Source organism: Micromonospora sp. DT53 (assembly GCF_049841535.1).
GTDB lineage: Bacteria > Actinomycetota > Actinomycetes > Mycobacteriales > Micromonosporaceae > Micromonospora.
In genome coordinates this window covers 239,566-256,911 of record NZ_JBNCKM010000012.1, presented here as the reverse complement: position 1 = coordinate 256,911, position 17,346 = coordinate 239,566, and the positions used below count along the sequence as shown (strand labels likewise).

Sequence of the window (17,346 nt, the reverse complement as noted above, 5' to 3'; positions counted from 1 at the left end):
CTCAGCGTCGGCGTGGCGTGGCGCGCCGGGTGGGTGTCGCCGTTCCCGGATCCTCCGGCCACGGGTGCCGAGGATAGCGTCCGCGCAGCTCGGAGCGGACCTGCGGATAGCCGGTACGCCAGAACGACGCCAGGTCGGCGGTGACCGCCACCGGCCGGCCGGCGGGGGAGAGCAGGTGCAGCAGCACCGGCACCCGACCGTCGGCGATGCGGGGGGCCGCAGCCCAGCCGAACGTCTCCTGGAGCTTCACGGCGAGCACCGGCGCGGCCGGGTCGCCATAGTCCAACCGGATCCGAGAACCACTCGGCACCTCGATCCGCTCCGGGGCCAACTCGTCGAGGCGGGCGGCCTGCGCCCAGGGCAGCAGCCGACGCAGCGCCGACGACACGTCCACTCGCGCCAGGTCCGCGCGGCGTCGCGCGGCGGCCAGCTCCGGGCCCAGCCAGCTCGGCGCGGCGTCGAGCAACGACTCGTCGCCGACCTGCGGCCACGGATCACCCAGGTGGTGCCGGAGGAACGCGAGCCGCTCGCGCAGCGCCCGCGCCGCCGGCGTCCAGGGCAGCAGCCCCAGCCCGTCCTGACGCAGGCCGGTCAGCAACGCGGCGGCCACCTCCGCGCGGTCCGGCCGGTCCAACCGCCGCTGGACCAGCTCGATCGCACCCAGCCGGGTGATCTCCCGGGCCACCACGTCCCCATCGGACCAGTGGACCTCGCGGCCGGTGCGCAGCAACGGACCGGCCGCCTCCCGGGCCGTCGCCTCGTCCACCGGGGAGGCCCGGCGGATGCGGGCCGACGGCGCGCCGGGGGTGCGGTCCGCGACGGCCACCGCCAGCCAGTCGGACCCGGTCAGCCCCGAGCCGGCCGCCAGCTCCGCGGCGGTCCCGCCGGTCATCAGGTACGCCGAACCGCCCGGCCGCCGCACCCGGGCCAACCGCTCCGGGTACGCCAGACCGACGAGCAGCCCGGCGGCGAGATCGTCGCTCAGCCCACCCGAGCCGCTGTGACCGGTGGCAGCGGCCCGGCCCTTCGACGGCGGGCCGGTGGGCAGCGCGGCGCGCAACCGGCGTACCTCCGTGCGCCAGCGGGCGGTCGCGCCCGCGTCCACGCCGGTGCGCAACCGACGCCACCCGGCGACCAGATCGTCACCGGGGCCGGCCGCGCTCTCCTCGGCGAGGAGGGCGACCACCTCGGCCGCGCGGTCGGCGCCGACCCGACCGGCGCCGTCGAGCAGCGCCCGTGCCAGCCGTGGGTGCGCCCCGGCGGCGGCGATCGACCGCCCCCGCGCCGTGATCCGACCGTCGGCGTCGACCGCGCCCAGGGTCGCCAGGGTGTCCCGGGCCACGGTCATCGCGGCGACCGGCGGCGCGTCGGGCAACGCGAGCCCGACGCCGTCCGGGCGGCCCCAGGCGGCCAGCTCCAGCGCGAAACCGGTCAGGTCGGCGGTGGCGATCTCCGGTGCGGCGCGGGCGGGCAGCCGCTCGTGGGTCGCCGCCGACCAGCAGCGGTAGACGAACCCGGGGGCCTCCCGGCCGGCCCGGCCAGCCCGCTGGGTGGCGGCCGCGCGGGAGACCGGCACGGTGACCAGCGCGCCCAGCCCACGGGCCAGGTCGATCCGGGGCACCCGGGAGAGCCCGGCGTCCACCACGATCCGCACGCCCGGGACGGTCAGGCTGGTCTCGGCCAGCGCGGTGGCCAGCACGACCCGCCGTCGGTCCGCGCGCCGCAGGGCGGCGTCCTGCTCGGCGCCGCGTTGACGGCCGTGCAGCGGCAGCAGGGCTACCGCGTCCCGCAGGTCGCTCAGGCGGCCGGTGACCGCCGCGATCTCGCCGGCCCCGGGCAGGAAGACCAGCACGTCGCCGTCGTGCTCGCGCAGCGCCCGCCGGACGGTGGCGGCCACGTGGTCGAGCAGGGCCCGGTCCACCGGCCCGGCCCCGGGCGGGGCGAGGGGGCGTGCCGGGGGCACCCAGATCCGCTGCACCGGGTGCAACGCCGAGTCGGCCCGTACCACCGGGGCCGGGGTGGACCCGCCCAGCAGCGTGGCGAACCGGTCGGTGTCCGGGGTCGCCGACATCGCCAGCAGCCACAGGTCCGGTCGGAGGGCGGCACGCGCCTCCACGGTGAAGGCCAGCGCGAGGTCGGCGTCGAGTTGGCGTTCGTGGCACTCGTCGAGCAGCACGGCACCCGTGCCGGGCAGCTCCGGGTCGTGGTGCAGCCGGCGGACCAGCAGGCCGGTGGTGACCACCTCGATCCGGGTCGCCGGGCCCACCTTGCGCTCGCCGCGCACCGCGTAGCCGACCCGCTCACCCACCCGTTCGCCGAGCAGCTCGGCCATTCGCCGGGCAGCGGCACGAGCCGCCACCCGGCGGGGTTGGGCGATCACCACCCGGCCGGTCACCCGGTCGGCCACGGCCAGCGGCGCGAGGGTGGTCTTGCCGGTGCCCGGCGGGGCCACCAGCACACCGGCGCCGGCCGCGTCGAGTGCCGCGACCAGCGCCGGCAGCACCGGGCGGACCGGCAGGTCAAGTGTTACGTCGGAGAGCACGGCCCAGTCTCGCACCGGCGCGGGTGCGTCAGGAGCGACGGACCTCGCCGACCCCGAGCACGAAGGCCCGCCAGGTCGCCGCGTGGAAGGCGAGCACCGGCCCGGAGCGGTCCTTGCTGTCCCGGACGGCGACCTGACCGTCGACTGTCGCGACCTCCACGCAGTTGCCGTTGCCGCTGCTGCGCGTACTGGTGCGCCAGTCCACTCGGGTCAGGTCGTACGCCGTCATCCGCGGTACCTCTCGTCTGCGTCGGCGTGCCGCAGAAGCGGTCACGCAAAGTTACGAGAAGCCTGCTCAAGACGGGTCATCGACGCCGTCGGATCGAGCGCCATCCGGCACAGCTCCTCGTGCAGAAGGCTATACCCGAGCACATGATCGGCATCCTCCAGAGCCAGTCCCATCGTGAGGTTATCCAGGTAAACCACGGACGCGTCGGCGGCATCGGCGAAGTTGAGGATCACGTACGGGGTGCTCATGGCCGGATGCCCGCCGACCGCGAAAGGAAGTACCTGAATTGTCACGTTGGGTAGTTGCGCGATCCGGCTCATGTGGACCAGCTGTTCGGCCATCACCGCGGGGCCGCCGACCGGGCGCAGGAGCACCGCCTCGTTGATGATCACCGACAGGTCCACCGGGTCCTCGCGGCGCAGCACCTCCTGCCGGTGCAGTCGGGCGGCGATCTTGCGCTCCAGGCCGTCCTCGCCGGCGGTGCGCCGGAAGATCTCCCGGGCGTACGCCTCGGTCTGCAACAGCCCGGGCACCGACTCGGCCTCGTAGGTGCGCAGCGTCGCCGCCTCGGCCTCCAGCCCGACGTAGAACTCGAACCACTCGGGGAGCACGTCGCTGTAGTTCTGCCACCAGCCGCGCTGCTGTGCCCCCCGGGCGATCTCGATAAGCGCCTCGGCATCCGAGCCGGTCACCTCGTAGAGCGCCAGTGCGGCCCGGACATCGCGCGGTTTGATGCCGATCTGGGCGGTCTCGATCCGGGAGAGGTTGCTCTTCGACATGTCGAGCTGACGGGCAGCCACATCGAGGGTCATGCCCGCGCGTTCCCGGAGTTGGCGGAGCTCCCGCGCGATGCGGCGCCGCCGCACGGTCGGGCTGGCGGCGGGTCGGATGGTGGGAGTGGCGGTCACCGTCCGAGTCTGCCACGACAAGATCCGCAGGTCGCGCCTGCACGGAGTGCAACTTTCGAATCTGGGAGTTGCGTTGCAGTAGCTGTCGGTGCATCCTTTCCCGGTCGCGATCACTGTGGACACACCTGTGCGGGAGGACCGTTGCTCATCGCCGACGAGTTCTTCCTGATCGCACACAACGACAGTCGCGGCAAGGCAAAGCTGCACCCGGCGGCGACCGGGCTCGGGCTCGCCGGTGGGCTGCTCGGCGAGTTGATCCTTTATGGACACATCACGGTGTCGGCCGGGCAGGTCACCGTCATCGACCGACGCCCACCAGCGGACGCGCTGGCACACACCGTGCTGGACCAGTTGATCGGCGAGTCCCAACACCGGGAGTTGCGCACCTGGCTGAGCTTCCTCGCGCAGAGCGCAACGGCCTCGGTGGGGGAGCGGCTGGCCCGCGCCGGCGTGCTGCGCCGCCAGGAGAGTCGCCGGTTGCTGCGTACCACGGTCAGCTACCTGCCGATCGACCTGAACGCGGTGGCCTGGCCGGCCACCCGGCTGCGAGCCCTACTGGACCGTCCCGACCCGCCGGGCGTGCCGGACGCCCTGCTGCTCGGCCTGGTCGTGGCCGCCGGGCTGACCCGCGAGGTGCTGTGGAGCGCCGGCCCTCGCGCGCACCACCGGCTGAACGTCCTCATCCCCGCGCTGCCGGCACCCCTCAAGGAACTCGTCGGGCACACCGAGGCCGCCGTCGGGGCCGCCGTGCTGCGCGGCATCCCCTGATCCCCCGGCAACCCCAACCCTCCCCTCGACCAATCGGAGTAGTCGCATGCCCCCGACATCGACAGTCGACCGACCCAGCAACGTCTCCGAGGCCCTGGCCCGAGGCCGCCTCGGCATCCCGTCGGTGATCTTTTTCGTCCTCTCCGCCGCCGCGCCGTTGACAGTGGTGGCCGGCGTCGTCACCACCGGCTACGGCGTCATCGGGGTGACCGGAATCCCGCTGGCCTTCCTGCTGATCGCCGCGGTGCTCGCCCTGTTCTCGGTGGGCTACGTGGCGATGTCCCGCCGGGTGGAGAACGCCGGCGCCTTCTACGCCTACGTCTCCCGGGGGCTCGGCCGACCGGCCGGCGTGGGCGCCGCCTGGGTGGCGCTGATCGCCTACAACGCGCTGCAGGTCGGGTTGTACGGCACGATCGGCGTGGCGGCCGAGCCGGTGCTCGACCGGATCTTCGGCGGGCACCCGCACTGGGCCGTCGTGGCCCTGGTGGCGTGGGCGTTGGTCGGCCTGCTCGGCCTGCTCCGGGTCGACCTCAACGGCATGGTCCTGGCCGCGCTGCTGGTCGCCGAGATCGTGGTGGTCCTCATCTTCGACCTGGGGCAGATCGGCAACCCGGCCGACGGTCAGGTCAGCTTCGCCTCGTTCTCGCCGGACAACCTCTTCGTGCCGGGCGTCGGCGCGGTGCTGGTGCTGGCCGTCCTCGGCTTCGTCGGCTTCGAGTCGGCGGTGGTCTTCAGCGAGGAGAGCAAGGACCCGAAGCGGACGGTGCCGCTGGCCACCTACCTCTCGGTGGCGATCATCGCCGGGCTGTACGCGCTGTCGTCCTGGACCATGACGGTCGCCGTGGGGCAGGACCGGATCGTCGCCGAGGCCGGCGAGCAGAGCGTCGGGCTGATCTTCAACCTGGCCGCCGCGCAGCTCGGCGACACCGCGGTCACCATCGGGCAGGTGCTCTTCCTGACCTCGGTGCTCGCCGCGATGATCTCGTTCCACAACACCACGGCCCGCTACACGTTCGCGCTCGGTCGGGAGCGGGTGCTGCCGGCGGTGTTCGGAAAGACCTCGGCCCGTACCGGGGCGCCGCGGGCCGCCTCGGTGGCCCAGAGCGTCCTCGGACTGCTGGTCATCCTGCTGTACGCGGTCAACGGCTGGGACCCGGTTGTCCAGCTGTTCTTCTGGGTCGGCACCACCGGCGGCTTCGGCGTCCTGCTGCTGATCGCGACCACCTCGGTGGCGGTGATCGCCTACTTCGCCCGCTCCGGCGGCGGCGAGAACCTGTGGCGGCGGGCCATCGCACCCGGACTGGCCACCATCGCGCTCTTTGTGATCATCTGGTTGGCCGTGTCGAACTTCGCCAACCTGCTCGGCGTCGCGCCGGACTCCACGTTGCGGTGGGCGCTGCCCGCCGCGTACCCGGTGGCTGCCCTGCTGGGTATCGGCTGGGCTCTGCTGCTGCGCAGCAACCGCCCGGACACGTACGCCCGGATCGGCCTGGGCGCGGCGAGCGCCGCCAGCGTCGTCAAGCCGGAGGCCCCGGCGGCCGTGGAGGTGACCCGATGAGCCTGGTCATCGAGCAACTCGGGCCGGAGGAAACCACCCTCGTGGCGGGCCGGATCGCCGAGGCGTTCACCGTCCTGGAGGTGACGTACTGGCTGGTCCCCGACCCGAGCAAGCGGGAGGCCGTGCTGGCCGGCGACTTCGAGATCCTGGTCGGGCACGCGATGCGGCACGGCATGGTCCACGCCACGGCGGACCGGGCCTCGGTCGCGGTCTGGTTTCCGTCGGTCGGCGAGCCGGCCCCGCCGCCGGCGGACTACGACGCCCGACTGGCCGCCGCCTGCGGCGAGTGGACCGACCGGTTCCAGTACCTGGACGAGCTGTTCGCGGCGAACCACCCGCATCCGGATCACCACCACCTCGCGTTCCTGGCGACCCGGCCCGACCGGCAGGGGCAGGGGTTGGGTAGCGCGCTGATGCGGCACCACCACGCCTGGCTGGACGCCAACGGGATGCCGGCGTACCTGGAGGCGAGCAGCCCGCGCAGCCGGGACCTGTACGCGAAGCACGGCTACCTGGCCGGTGAGCCGTTCCGGGTGCCCGACGGCACGCCGTTCTGGCCGATGTGGCGGGAGCCCAGCGGTCGCTGACGCGACAGCACTGGTACGTACTGCGGACGTGTTGTCACGCTCACGTGACAACACGGACAGAGGGAAGGGCCGGGTCCACGGACCCGGCCCTTCCCTCGTGAACTGGTCAGTACGTGCCGTCGAGCTGGCCGCGCAGCTTGGTCAGCGCCCGGGTCAGCAGTCGCGAGACGTGCATCTGCGAGACGCCGATCTGGTCGGCGATCTGCGACTGGGTCAGGTTGCCGTAGAAGCGCAGCGTGAGGATCTTCTGCTCGCGCTCGTCGAGGGTGGCCAGTGCCGGGCCGAGGGCGACCCGCAGCTCAGCCAGCTCGAACTCGCTGTCCTCGCCGCCGAGCATGTCGCCCAGCTCGGTGGCGCGCTCGCCGTCGCCGGTCGGGGTGGACAGCGACACCGCGTTGTACGCGCGGGCGCCTTCCAGGCCCTCCAGCACCTCTTCCTCGGTGAGCTTGAGGTGCGCGGCGATGTCGGCGACCGTCGGCGAGCGGCCGAGGGTCTGCAGGAGCGAGCTGTTGGCGTCGGAGATGGCCAGCCGCAGCTCCTGGAGCCGGCGGGGCACGCGGATGTCCCAGGTGCGGTCCCGGAAGTGGCGCTTGAGCTCGCCGATGATGGTGGGGATCGCGTAACCGGCGAAGTCGACGCCGCGCGAGGGGTCGAACTTGTCGATGGCCTTGATCAGGCCGATCGCGGCGGTCTGTGCCAGGTCGTCGTTCGGCTCGCCGCGCCCGCTGTAGCGGTGGGCCAGGTGGTTGGCGAGCGGCAGCCAGGCCTCGATCGCCCGGTCCCGCAGAGCGGCGCGCGACGGGTGGCTGGCGGGCAGCGCCGCCATCGCGTTGAGCAGGTCGGCGGCGCTGTCGGTGAGAGCGCGCGGGTCGAGCTTGGTGGTGGCCTTGACGGCGGCGCTCGGCTGCTCGGTGATCGTTGGCGCGGTCATGGGTGGTCCTCCCTGCACCTCGTCCGCGGACAAAAAGACGTGACGCTTTGGTTTAGCTTCCATTGGGCCGTTCGGGAGTCACCTTAACCTGATCGTCTCCCCGAAATCTAGCCGAAAGGTTGATGTACTTAAGGCGTGTCGCGCCACAAAGAGGGCAAATCACCCAGAAATTGGGATGGTTGTGAGGACCCTTACCCGGTTTACCGGCCGCAGCCCGCTGTCCGGTCGACCGATCGGTCCGACCGATCGGGTCCCCCGGTCGCGTCGACTGGTCAACATGAAATCCGACAAGTCGGCAGGAGTGTCGACTATCCGTCGTTGTCCCGCTGGCGGGACCGGCCGTAGCGTCGCGTGTACGACACCCGGTTCGGAGGCACCGTGCTCGATCCAGCCGCTCCCCAGCTCGTTGTGAACAGTCGCACCCTCTACTTCAGCTGGCTGCCGGCGGATCCCGACGCGGTCGCCGCGCTGGTCCCCCCGGGGCTCTGCCCCCGCCCCGACCGGCAGGTCTTCCTCAACCAGTACATCGTCGACGACGAGACGCAGACCTCCGGCTTCGGCGCGTACTCGCTGACCTACCTCGGCGTCTCGCTCCTCGGCGTCGACGCGCCCGGCGGCCTCAACGCGGGTGGCTGGTGGACCCACTACGTGGCCTCCAGCCGGCGGGTCCGTGAGTACGCTGTCGCCCGCGGCGCCCCGGTGCTCGCCGGGGGCACCCGGATCGACGTGAAGGGTGAGGACCTGCTCTCCGAGACGGAGATCGACGGCGCGACGTTGGTCCGGGCACGGTGTCGCGTGGGGGAGACCGGGCACGTGATCAGCAGCGGGCACCACCGCTACTTCACCCGGCGCGACGGCCAACTGCTCAGCTCGGCCTACCCGTTCGTCGCCGAGCCGGTCGCCCCGTTCGAGATCGAGTCGGTGGAGTTCCTCCAGCCCGGCCACCCGATGTACGCGCTGCGCCCGGCCAACCCACTGACCATCGGCTTCGGGTACTACTCACCGCGCTCGTCGTTCGCCTACCCCGGCGGGCTGAACGTGCACGCGGTCGCCGAGCCGGAGCCGGCCCGACCGCTTCACCAGGTGCCGGCCAGTCTCGCGCGCAGCGGTCTGCCGTCCGGGTCGTAGACCAGCCGGTACACCGGCAGCGCCCAGGCCCGGGTGTACCACGGCAGCCGCTCCGGGCGGTGCGGGCGCAGCCGCCCCGGCGGTCGCTCTCCCACCTGGCCCTCGTCGTACCACTGCTGTAGCGCGTCGGCGGCGGCCGTGACGGCCGCGACGGCGTCCACCGGGTCCAGCAGATCGGCGTCGTCCGCGCCGTCCGGGTCACGGTCCAGGTGCTCGCGCCACAGCCGCAGCCGCAGATCCCGGGCGAAGGTCCGCGCACCGTCGCCCCGCCCGGCGGGGTCGGTGGGCTCCCGCTGGTCCGCGGTGTCGTCGAGCACCGCGCAGGACAACTCGCTGTCGTGCGTCCAGGACCGCCGGTTGAAGTTGTCGCTGCCCACGCTGGCCCAGACGTCGTCGACCACACACACCTTCGCGTGCACGTAGACCGGATTTCCGGAGTGGTTCTCCACGTCGAACACGTGCACCCGGTCCGGTGCGGCCCGCTCACACAGCGACAGCGCCTGCTCGCGCCCGACCATGTTCGGCGGCAACGCCAGCTTGCCGTCCACGTCCGGGTGACGGGGGACGACGGCGATCAGGTGCAGGTCCGGGTTGTCCCGCAGCGCGTGCGCGAACAGGTCGGCGACCTCGGCCGACCAGAGGTACTGATCCTCCAGGTAGATGAGTCGGCGGGCGCGGCGTACCGCCTTGGTGTAACCCCGGGCCACGGTCCGCTCCCCGTCCGGTGCGAACGAGTAGCGGGGGCGGACGGCGGGGTACGTGCGCAGCACCTGGATCTGGTGCGGACCGCAGGGCGGCGGATCGGCGGGTTGCTCGGGCAGCGGGTCGGGGCGCAGGTCCGAGCCGCGCAGCCGATCCCGCAGGTAGGCCATCGGGTTCTCGGAGTCCAAAGGCATCGGGTCGGTCCAGCGTTCCCGGAACAGGGTGTCCAACGCGCCGACCACCGGCCCGCGCACCGCGAGCTGCACGTCGTGCCAGGGCGGATTGGGTCCGTACCGGGAGGACATCTGCACCGGCTGCGGATCGCCGTGGTGGGCGGCGTCGTCGCGGCGGCTGTGGCACAGGTCGATCCCGCCGGCGAAGGCGACGTCCCGCTCGGGCGCCCCCAGGTGCCGCAGCACCACGAGCTTCTGATGGTGCGAGCCGCCGCGCCGGACCCGTTGGTCCAGCAGCACCTCCCCACCGGCGGCCGAGATCGTCTCGCTGAGGTCGCGGTTCTCCGCCTCGCTGTAGGCCAGCACGTCGAGGTGCGAGCGCCAGATCAACCCCTTGACCACCACACCGCGCTGGGCCGCCTGGGCGAAGAGCTGGGCCACGGTCGGACCGTCCGGGCGCAGCCGCTGGTCCGGGTCGCCCCGCCAGTCGGTGAAGAACAGATGGTCGCCGGAGCCCAGAGCCTCGACCTCGTCGACCAGCCGGTCGAAGTACGCGGCACCGTGAATCAATGGCTCGGCGAGGTTTCCCGTGGTCCATACGGGTATGCCGGAGACCGGGTTGGCACGTTCCTCTGCGGTGAGAAACCAGTCCTGCAATGGCACCGTCCAGCCCCCCTGGAGGTCGGCAACGTCCTCACGGTAGGACCCCCGACGTGGGTCCGCACGCCAGGCCGACAGACCGGTGACCTGGCCAACGCCATCGGAAGCGACGCGACAACAGCCGAGGAGGCCACACCATGCCCCGCGACACGACGAATCCCGTGACCGAGAACCGCGAGCCGGCGGTGGAGAGCGAACGGGGTGCGCTGGTAGCGGTGTTGGTGATGGTGATTCTGGGAGTCGCCGGGATCTTCGCGGTTTCCTGAGGCGGCGCCGACGCCTTCGGGGTCAACCGGAGGCGTCGGCGCCGATCTCAGCGGTCGACCGTGGTCAGGGGCGGGCGCCCTGCCCGCCGGTGTGCGGGAGGCGCTCGGTGGGGATCACGCCGAGGCGACCGGCCTGGAAGTCCTCGAACGCCTTGAGCAGCTCGTCCCGGGTGTTCATCACGAACGGGCCGTATTGTGCCACCGGCTCCCGGATCGGCTGACCACCCATGATGTAGAGGTCCAGTGCCGGCGTGTTGCTGTCCTGGGCGGTGTCGGCGCTGAATCGCAGCGCGTCACCCGGGCCGTGCACCGCGAGCTGGCCGGTACGCACCGGCCGCCGGTCGCTGCCGACCGTGCCGCGACCGCCCAGCACGTACACCAGGGCGTTGAAGTCGGGCCGCCAGGGCAGGTCGACCTGCGCGCCCGGCTGCACGGTGACGTGCGTGATGGTGATCGGGGTGAATGTCGAACCCGGGCCGCGGTGCCCGGCGACCTCGCCCGCGATGACCCGGATCAGCGCCCCGCCGTCGGGCGTGGTGAGCAGCGCCGACTCCCGACCCCGGATGTCCTGGTAGCGGGGTGGGTTCATCTTGGCCGAGCGGGGCAGGTTGACCCACAGCTGGGTGCCGTGGAAGAGCCCGCCGCTCACCACCAGGTGCTCCGGCGGCGCCTCGATGTGCAGCAGGCCGCTGCCTGCCGTCATCCACTGGGTGTCGCCGTCGGTGATGGTGCCCCCACCGCCGTTGGAGTCCTGGTGGTCGAAGACGCCGTCGATGATGTACGTGACGGTCTCGAAGCCGCGGTGCGGGTGCCACGGGGTGCCCTTGGGCTCGCCCGGCGCGTAGTCGACCTCACCCATCTGGTCGAGGTGGATGAACGGGTCCAGGTCGGTGGTCGACACCCCGGCGAAGGCACGACGGACCGGGAAGCCCTCACCCTCGAAGCCGCTGGGCGCCGTGGTCACCGTGCGGACCGGGCGGATCGTGGTGGTCTCGTCGAGGAGGGGCAGGCGGGGCAGGACGAGAACGTTGTCGACGGTGATCGCGGGCATGTCGCGGCTCCTAGCGTGAGGCGGGGGTGGTCGAGCTGGCCCGCGATGCCCGCAGGCGCTCGCCGAGCCGGTCGAAGACCCGGGTGAGGCAGGCGACCTCGGCATCGTCGAGGTCGTCCATGAGATGGGTACGCACCGACGCCAGATGGTGGGGTGCGGCTTCCCGCAGGGCGAGCAGCCCGGCGGCGGTGAGCACCGCCTCGCTGCCGCGCCGGTCGTCCGGGCAGGGCTCCTTGCTGACCAGGCCACGACGCTGCATGGAGGAGACCTGGTAGGTGAGGCGGCTGGGCGAGAAGATCAACCCGCTGGCCAACTCGCCCATCCGTAGTCGCTGACCGGGTGCCTCGGAGAGCAGGACCAGCACGTGGTAGTCGGCGAAGCTGAGGTCGCTGTCGACCCGCAGGTCCTCCTCCAACTGGGTGTAGAGACGCTGGCTGGCCTCGATGTAGGTGCGCCAGGCGGCCTCTCGGGTGCTGTCCAGGCTCTCGGTCATGCCCACGACGATAGCACTATTTCAAAATTTAACTAACGTCGTTGAGCGTTGCCTGGGTCACTTATTCGCGCCCTCGCGGCCGAATCGTGCAGCTTTGAAGGAAGTCCGCGGTAATCCGGCGGCGCGGAGGCCGCCGGTTGTGCCAGACTCCGGCCTCGTGGAACACGTGGAGCTCGCCGCCGCCGACCTGTTGCTGCGCCCCTGGCGAGACGAGGACGCTCCGGCGGTGCGTGACGCCCTCCGGGACCCGGCGATCGCCCAGTGGAACCCGCAGGGCGGTGACCCGATCGACGACGAGGTCGCACTTCTCTGGGTGCGCCGCCGAGCCGACTGGTCCACCGGCGGCCATGCCTCGATGGCGGTCACCGCGGCGGCCGACGGCACACTGCTCGGCTCGGTGTCGCTGCACCGCATCCACGAGGGCGACGCGTCCATCGGCTACTGGACGGTGCCGGCGGCGCGGGGGCGTCAGGTGGCGGTGCGCGCCGTCGTCCGGCTCACCGCCTGGGCGTTCGCGGATCTCGGGCTGCACCGGGTGGAGCTGTGTCACGCCGTGGCCAACCCGGCGTCCTGCCGGGTCGCCGACCGTGCCGGCTACCCGGCCGAGGGGACCCTGCGCGAGTCGTACCGGTACGGCGACGGCCGCCGCTACGACGAGCACCTGCACGCCCGCCTCGCCACCGATCGCTAACCGGCGCGGACCGGGGTCCACACCTGCTTCGACGTCCCTGTAGAGCTGCCCCGGCAGTGGGGCAGTGGGGCAGTGGGGCAGTGGGGCAGGGGCGTCTCCGGGGCGGTCCGAGCGACGGGGCGGTCGGCCCAGATATGGGGCAGCTCTACAGGTTGAGATCAGGGCAGTCCCGGTCCCGCCGGTCGCGCCGGTCGCGTCGGTCGCGCCGAACCGTCACTCGGTGACCTTGCGCAGGAACGCCGCGAGGGCGGTCCTGACGCGGTCGATCCGCTCCGGCAGGGGCAGCGGTTCGGGCGCGGGGGGCCCGGCGTGCTTCTTCCCCCGCAGATACAGCGAGCAGGCCAGGTCGGAGCACAGGTACGTGCCCACGGAATCGCCCTGCCGTCCGCTCGGACCGGCCTTCGGGGCGGTCATCAGCGAGACGCCGCCGCCGAGGTGGGTGGTCAGGCAGAACGAGCACATGCTGTGCCGCACGCGCCCCGTCTGGTGCGCCGCGGCCCGCAGCACCACCCCGGTCAGCTTGCCGTCGGTCTCGGCGACCAGATAGGCCCGCTGCGGCGCGGAGGGATCCCGCCAGCCGAGGAAGTCGAGGTCGTCCCAGGGGCGCAGCTCAAGATCGTTCGGTACGGCCAGCCGCTTGGCCTCGCCCCGGCTGCAGTTGACGAAGGACGCGCGGATGACGGATTCGGTCAGGACCAACATAGGTAGTAGCCTAGCTCTCCTAGGCAAGCGATTATTACCGCTAGGTTGGGAGTGTGCCGCATGGCACGTGCCGGGTTGACCATCGAGCGCCTGACGCTGGCCGCCGCCGACCTGGCCGACCAGGTGGGCGTGGAGAACGTCACAGTTGCCGCGCTCGCGCGCCACTTCGGGGTGAAGGACGCCAGCCTGTACTTCCACCTGAAGAACGCGTACGACCTGCGGGTCCGGATCGCGCTGCTGGCGCTGGCGGAGCTGGCCGACCGGGTCGCCGCCGCGCTCGCCGGCCGGGCCGGCAAGGACGCGCTGGTGGCCTTCGCCGACGCGTACCGCGACTACGCGCGGGAGCACCCGGGCCGCTACGCCGCCATGCAGATCGACCTCGACCCGGAGACCGCCGCCGCCAGCGCTGGGCTCCGGCACGCCGAGATGACCCGGGCGATCCTGCGCGGCTACCGGCTCTCCGAGCCCGACCAGACCGACGCGGTGCGGATGATGCACAGCACGTTCCACGGGTTCGTGAGCCTGGAGCGGACCGGCGGCTTCCGGCACACCCAGCGCCCCACCGACGACTCGTGGTCGCGCACCCTGGACGCTCTCGACGCCGTCCTCACCAACTGGCCGTCGCGCTGAGGTGCCGCAGCGCCACCGCATAGGCTCGGTGGCGTGGATGATCTGGAGTTGGCCGACTGGCGGGAGCGGGTCGCCCGGCTGTACCTGTCCGACGTCGACCTGGCCGGCTTCCGCGCCGGCCGCGACGAACTCTTCGCCACCCACCCGCAGAGCCCGATCCCGCCGACAGAGCGGGCCGGTTTTGCCGGGGTGCGCTACTTCCCGCCGAATCCCGAGGCCGTGGTCGAGGCGCCCCTGCGAGCGGCCAGCGGCGAGCTGCGCATCGACACCGGCGGGCCGGACGGGGTGGTCGCGTACCGGCGGGTCGCGGTGGCCGATTCGCCGTGGGGGCCGCTGACCCTGTGGTGGATCGAGGCGTACGGGGGCGGGCTGTTCGTTCCGCTGCGCGACGGCACCTGCGGGCAGGAGAGCTACGGGGGAGGGCGGTACCTCACCGACACGGTGAAGGGCACCTTCGGCCGGGGCGTCGAGCTGCTGCCCGGCGACCGGGTCCGGCTGGACGCCAACTACCTCTACAACCCGAGCTGCGCCTACGACGACCGCTGGGCCTGCCCGCTGGCACCCCCGGAGAACCGGGTCGACGTGCCGCTACGGGCCGGTGAGCTGGCGTACCACGACTGAACGACCGCCCGCCCCGAGTGTTGCCGGGACGGGCGGTCGATCGTCGTCGCTCAGCGGGCGTTCGCCGCCGGGCTGGGCATCTGCATCCGACCGAGCAGCTGTCGCGCCTGGTCGGCGAGCTGTGCGTCGACGGTCACCGCGTACTGGCCGGCGCGCAGTGAGCTGGCTGAGGTGAAGTCGCGCTGCCCGCCCGTCATCGCGTGCGCGACGGCGCCGAACACGGCGCCCCAGATCGCACCGATGACCAGCCCGACCAGGATCACCGCCAGCCAGTTGCCGACGGTGAAGATGCCGAACAACAGGCCGATGAAGAGCCCGAACCAGGCGCCGGTGCCCGCGCCGAGCAGGCCGGCTCGACCGGTGGTCATCCGCCCGAGCACCGTCTCCACCAGGGTGAGGTTGGTGCCGACGATGGCGCTGTGCTCCACCGGAAAGCGGTTGTCGGCCAGGTAGTCGACCACCCGCTGCGCGGTCGGATAGTCCGGATACGAGCCGATCGTCACGGTCGGCGGGCCGCTCTCCGGCCCGTGGCCGTCCCCGGCCGGTGTCGCAAGGCGGCCGGCCGGCCCGGATGGAAGCAGGTCGCCACCCTGTGTGCCGGACCGCCAGGCGGCGGTCGGCCCCGAAGCTGACGTCATGAGCATCCTCCCTCGTCAGCTCCCGGCGTTCCCCTCCAGGCCGGCCGGTAACGCGTGCCCGTCGTCGGGCAGGAGGGGAATGGGCCCTGACTCCCCGGGTAGGCAGTCAGGTGGAGAGCGGACAGATCAGCGACTACGGGTTCCTCGCCGACGGACGCAGCGCGGCGTTGGTGGACGTGTCTGGCTCGGTGAACTGGTGGTGCCCGGGCCGGTTCGACGCCCCGTCGGTGTTCGGGCGGCTGCTCGACGACAACGCCGGGCACTGGTCGATCCAGCCCGAGGGCGACTACCGCGTCGAACGCTGCTACCTCGAGGACACCCTGGTGCTGCGGACGGTCTTCCACACCGCGCAGGGGGAGGTCGCGTTGACCGACGCGCTCGCCTTCGAGCCCGGCTCACGCGGTCACGACATCGGTCTGCACTCGCCGCAGGTGTTGGTCCGTTCGGTGGAGGGGCTGTCCGGCTCGGTGCCGATGCGGGTGCACTACCGGCCGCGTTTCGAGTACGGCCGCACCATCGCGTACCTGATCGAGCGGGAGGACATGCTGGAGGCCATCGCCGGGGCCGCCCGACTCACCCTGCGCGGCAGCGTGCGGTTGACCCCCGGCGACGGCGAGGCCACCGGGGCGTTCACCGCCCGCGCCGGCACGAAACACAACTTCACCCTCGGGTACGCCCCGACCTACGACGCCCCGCTGCCCGAGGTGCCGGACGCCGACCAGACCATCGCCGACACCGTCGCCGGCTGGCGGTCCTGGTCGGCCGGACACCCCTACGACGGGCTCTACCCCGAGCAGGTGCGGCTCAGCCGGCTGGTGGTGCAGGGCATGACGTACCGGCCCAGCGGCGCGGTGGTGGCCTCGGTGACCACCTCGCTGCCGGAGAAACTCGGCGGGGACCGCAACTACGACTACCGCTACGTCTGGGTGCGCGACTTCAGCCTGACCCTGCGGGCGCTGTGGCGGACGGCGTGCCTGGACGAGGTGCAGCGGCAGTTCGCCTGGTTGGGTCGGGCGATGGGCCGCGTCGACGACAAGCCGGTGCCCATCATGTACGGGGTGCTGGGGGAGCGGGACCTCACCGAGCACCGCCTGGAACAGCTCGGCGGCTACCGCGACAGCCCACCTGTGGTGATCGGCAACGACGCCTGGCAGCAGCGGCAGACCGACATCTTCGGCGAGGCGATGGATGCCGCCTGGCTGATGCGCGACAAGCTGGAGCCGCTGGACCCGGAGGTGCGGCACGTCCTCCGGGTGCTCGCCGACCAGGCCGAGCGGGACTGGGCGTTGCCCGACGCGGGCATGTGGGAGGAGCGCGGCGCCCAGCACCACCACGTGTCCTCGAAGGTGCAGTGCTGGGTCGCCCTGGATCGGGCGGTCCGCTTCGGTGACAACCTCGGCGAGCCGCAGGACGTGGCCCGGTGGGCGGCCGCCCGCGACGCGGTGCGCGCGGAGGTGCTCGAGCGGGGCTGGAACGAGCGGCTCCAGTCGTACACCGGGAGTTTCGAGTCCGACGACCTGGACGCCTCGGTGTTGGTGATGCCGCTTGTCGGCTTCCTGCGGGCCGACGACCCACGGATGCGCTCGACGACCCGCGCGGTGGAGGATCGGCTCTCCCACGACGGCCTGCTGCGGCGCTGGGACGGCGACCCGGCGGGGTTTCTCATCTGCTCGTTCTGGCTGGTGTGTTGCCTGGCGCTGGCCGGTGAGCGGGACCGGGCGCACGAGATGTTCCGGGGTTTGGCGGAGCGGGTCAACGACCTCGGCCTGTTCGCCGAGCAGATCGACCCGCTGACCGGGGAGCAGTTGGGCAACTTCCCCCAGGCGTTCTCGCACATCGGCCTGATCAACGCCGCCGGTGTGCTGACCGACGTCGAGCGGGACCCGACGCTGCGTCAGTGCGGAATGCCGCCGGCGTACTTCTCTCCGGTGGTGCGTTCCTGAGCGGACTTCCGTGTAGACCGTCACGACTGTTCGGCCCCGACGGCCACCCACCGACTGCGATCTTGCACTTGCTGTCGCTGTTCTGTGCCTTGTGCGCACTTATGTCGCAACCGAAAGTGCAAGAT

Annotated in this window: 18 protein-coding genes; 9 read left to right on the top strand and 9 right to left on the bottom strand. The window is 72.0% G+C overall.

Annotated elements, in window-relative coordinates; genetic code table 11:
• Window position 1: 1 nt before the first annotated feature.
• The 3 genes from hrpB to ACLQ3B_RS30965 are packed head-to-tail and all read right to left on the bottom strand — an operon-like array spanning window position 2 to window position 3,637.
• Complete coding sequence (hrpB, locus tag ACLQ3B_RS30975; protein WP_425784242.1) at window positions 2-2,542, bottom strand: ATP-dependent helicase HrpB; 2,541 nt, start codon at window positions 2,540-2,542, stop codon at window positions 2-4.
• 28 nt (window positions 2,543-2,570) lie between these two features.
• Window positions 2,571-2,771, bottom strand: a complete 201-nt coding sequence (locus ACLQ3B_RS30970) for a DUF397 domain-containing protein (protein ID WP_425784212.1) — start codon at window positions 2,769-2,771, stop codon at window positions 2,571-2,573.
• Between the two features lie 41 nt (window positions 2,772-2,812).
• The gene (locus ACLQ3B_RS30965; protein WP_425784241.1) at window positions 2,813-3,637 is read right to left on the bottom strand and encodes a helix-turn-helix domain-containing protein; all 825 of its coding nucleotides are present in this window, start codon (window positions 3,635-3,637) and stop codon (window positions 2,813-2,815) included.
• A gap of 183 nt (window positions 3,638-3,820) precedes the next feature.
• Between ACLQ3B_RS30965 and ACLQ3B_RS30960 the strand changes: the two genes are divergently transcribed.
• The 3 genes from ACLQ3B_RS30960 to ACLQ3B_RS30950 are packed head-to-tail and all read left to right on the top strand — an operon-like array spanning window position 3,821 to window position 6,592.
• Window positions 3,821-4,447 (top strand): GOLPH3/VPS74 family protein, encoded by a 627-nt coding sequence (locus tag ACLQ3B_RS30960; RefSeq protein WP_425784211.1) that lies wholly within the window; start codon window positions 3,821-3,823, stop codon window positions 4,445-4,447.
• A 46-nt stretch (window positions 4,448-4,493) separates the two neighbouring features.
• Window positions 4,494-6,005, top strand: coding sequence for an APC family permease (locus ACLQ3B_RS30955; protein ID WP_425784210.1), 1,512 nt, complete (start codon window positions 4,494-4,496; stop codon window positions 6,003-6,005).
• Entirely contained in the window at window positions 6,002-6,592 is a 591-nt protein-coding gene (locus tag ACLQ3B_RS30950) for a GNAT family N-acetyltransferase (protein WP_425784209.1), read from the top strand. Before ACLQ3B_RS30955 ends, ACLQ3B_RS30950 begins: the two co-directional genes overlap by 4 nt.
• Window positions 6,593-6,698: 106 nt before the next feature.
• Here the strand turns inward: ACLQ3B_RS30950 and ACLQ3B_RS30945 are convergent, their stop codons facing one another.
• On the bottom strand, window positions 6,699-7,523 hold the full coding sequence (locus ACLQ3B_RS30945) for a SigB/SigF/SigG family RNA polymerase sigma factor (RefSeq protein WP_425784208.1): 825 nt from the start codon (window positions 7,521-7,523) through the stop codon (window positions 6,699-6,701).
• A gap of 378 nt (window positions 7,524-7,901) precedes the next feature.
• Here ACLQ3B_RS30945 and ACLQ3B_RS30940 point away from each other — a divergent pair, with 378 nt between their 5' ends.
• Window positions 7,902-8,651 carry a hypothetical protein gene (locus ACLQ3B_RS30940; protein ID WP_425784207.1) on the top strand — a complete coding sequence of 250 codons (750 nt, stop codon included), beginning with the start codon at window positions 7,902-7,904 and terminating at the stop codon, window positions 8,649-8,651.
• On the opposite strand, the gene ACLQ3B_RS30935 is transcribed toward ACLQ3B_RS30940, so the two are convergent.
• Window positions 8,600-10,189, bottom strand: coding sequence for a phospholipase D family protein (locus ACLQ3B_RS30935; protein ID WP_425784206.1), 1,590 nt, complete (start codon window positions 10,187-10,189; stop codon window positions 8,600-8,602). The two genes, ACLQ3B_RS30940 and ACLQ3B_RS30935, sit on opposite strands and share 52 nt — an antisense overlap.
• A 134-nt stretch (window positions 10,190-10,323) precedes the next feature.
• On the opposite strand from ACLQ3B_RS30935, the gene ACLQ3B_RS30930 reads away from it, so the two are divergent.
• Window positions 10,324-10,452: a hypothetical protein gene (locus ACLQ3B_RS30930; protein ID WP_256441970.1), complete on the top strand. Its 129-nt coding sequence runs from the start codon at window positions 10,324-10,326 to the stop codon at window positions 10,450-10,452.
• Window positions 10,453-10,516: 64 nt separating this feature from the next.
• Here the strand turns inward: ACLQ3B_RS30930 and ACLQ3B_RS30925 are convergent, their stop codons facing one another.
• Both ACLQ3B_RS30925 and ACLQ3B_RS30920 read right to left on the bottom strand, forming a co-directional pair.
• Window positions 10,517-11,503 carry a pirin family protein gene (locus ACLQ3B_RS30925; RefSeq protein ID WP_425784205.1) on the bottom strand — a complete coding sequence of 329 codons (987 nt, stop codon included), beginning with the start codon at window positions 11,501-11,503 and terminating at the stop codon, window positions 10,517-10,519.
• A gap of 10 nt (window positions 11,504-11,513) precedes the next feature.
• Window positions 11,514-11,996, bottom strand: a complete 483-nt coding sequence (locus ACLQ3B_RS30920) for a MarR family winged helix-turn-helix transcriptional regulator (RefSeq protein WP_425784204.1) — start codon at window positions 11,994-11,996, stop codon at window positions 11,514-11,516.
• 157 nt (window positions 11,997-12,153) lie between these two features.
• On the opposite strand from ACLQ3B_RS30920, the gene ACLQ3B_RS30915 reads away from it, so the two are divergent.
• Window positions 12,154-12,687 (top strand): GNAT family N-acetyltransferase, encoded by a 534-nt coding sequence (locus tag ACLQ3B_RS30915; RefSeq protein ID WP_425784203.1) that lies wholly within the window; start codon window positions 12,154-12,156, stop codon window positions 12,685-12,687.
• Between the two features lie 213 nt (window positions 12,688-12,900).
• Here ACLQ3B_RS30915 and ACLQ3B_RS30910 read toward each other — a convergent pair whose 3' ends face one another.
• A complete protein-coding gene (locus ACLQ3B_RS30910) occupies window positions 12,901-13,389 on the bottom strand; it encodes an FBP domain-containing protein (RefSeq protein WP_425784202.1) in 489 nt (162 codons plus the stop codon).
• 60 nt (window positions 13,390-13,449) lie between these two features.
• Here ACLQ3B_RS30910 and ACLQ3B_RS30905 point away from each other — a divergent pair, with 60 nt between their 5' ends.
• Both ACLQ3B_RS30905 and ACLQ3B_RS30900 read left to right on the top strand, forming a co-directional pair.
• Complete coding sequence (locus tag ACLQ3B_RS30905) at window positions 13,450-14,019, top strand: TetR/AcrR family transcriptional regulator (RefSeq protein ID WP_425784201.1); 570 nt, start codon at window positions 13,450-13,452, stop codon at window positions 14,017-14,019.
• Window positions 14,020-14,052: 33 nt separating this feature from the next.
• Window positions 14,053-14,640, top strand: coding sequence for a DUF1684 domain-containing protein (locus ACLQ3B_RS30900; RefSeq protein ID WP_425784200.1), 588 nt, complete (start codon window positions 14,053-14,055; stop codon window positions 14,638-14,640).
• 50 nt (window positions 14,641-14,690) lie between these two features.
• Here ACLQ3B_RS30900 and ACLQ3B_RS30895 read toward each other — a convergent pair whose 3' ends face one another.
• Window positions 14,691-15,278: a general stress protein gene (locus ACLQ3B_RS30895; protein ID WP_425784199.1), complete on the bottom strand. Its 588-nt coding sequence runs from the start codon at window positions 15,276-15,278 to the stop codon at window positions 14,691-14,693.
• Between the two features lie 110 nt (window positions 15,279-15,388).
• Here ACLQ3B_RS30895 and ACLQ3B_RS30890 point away from each other — a divergent pair, with 110 nt between their 5' ends.
• Window positions 15,389-17,221: a glycoside hydrolase family 15 protein gene (locus tag ACLQ3B_RS30890; RefSeq protein WP_425784198.1), complete on the top strand. Its 1,833-nt coding sequence runs from the start codon at window positions 15,389-15,391 to the stop codon at window positions 17,219-17,221.
• Window positions 17,222-17,346: the final 125 nt, after the last annotated feature.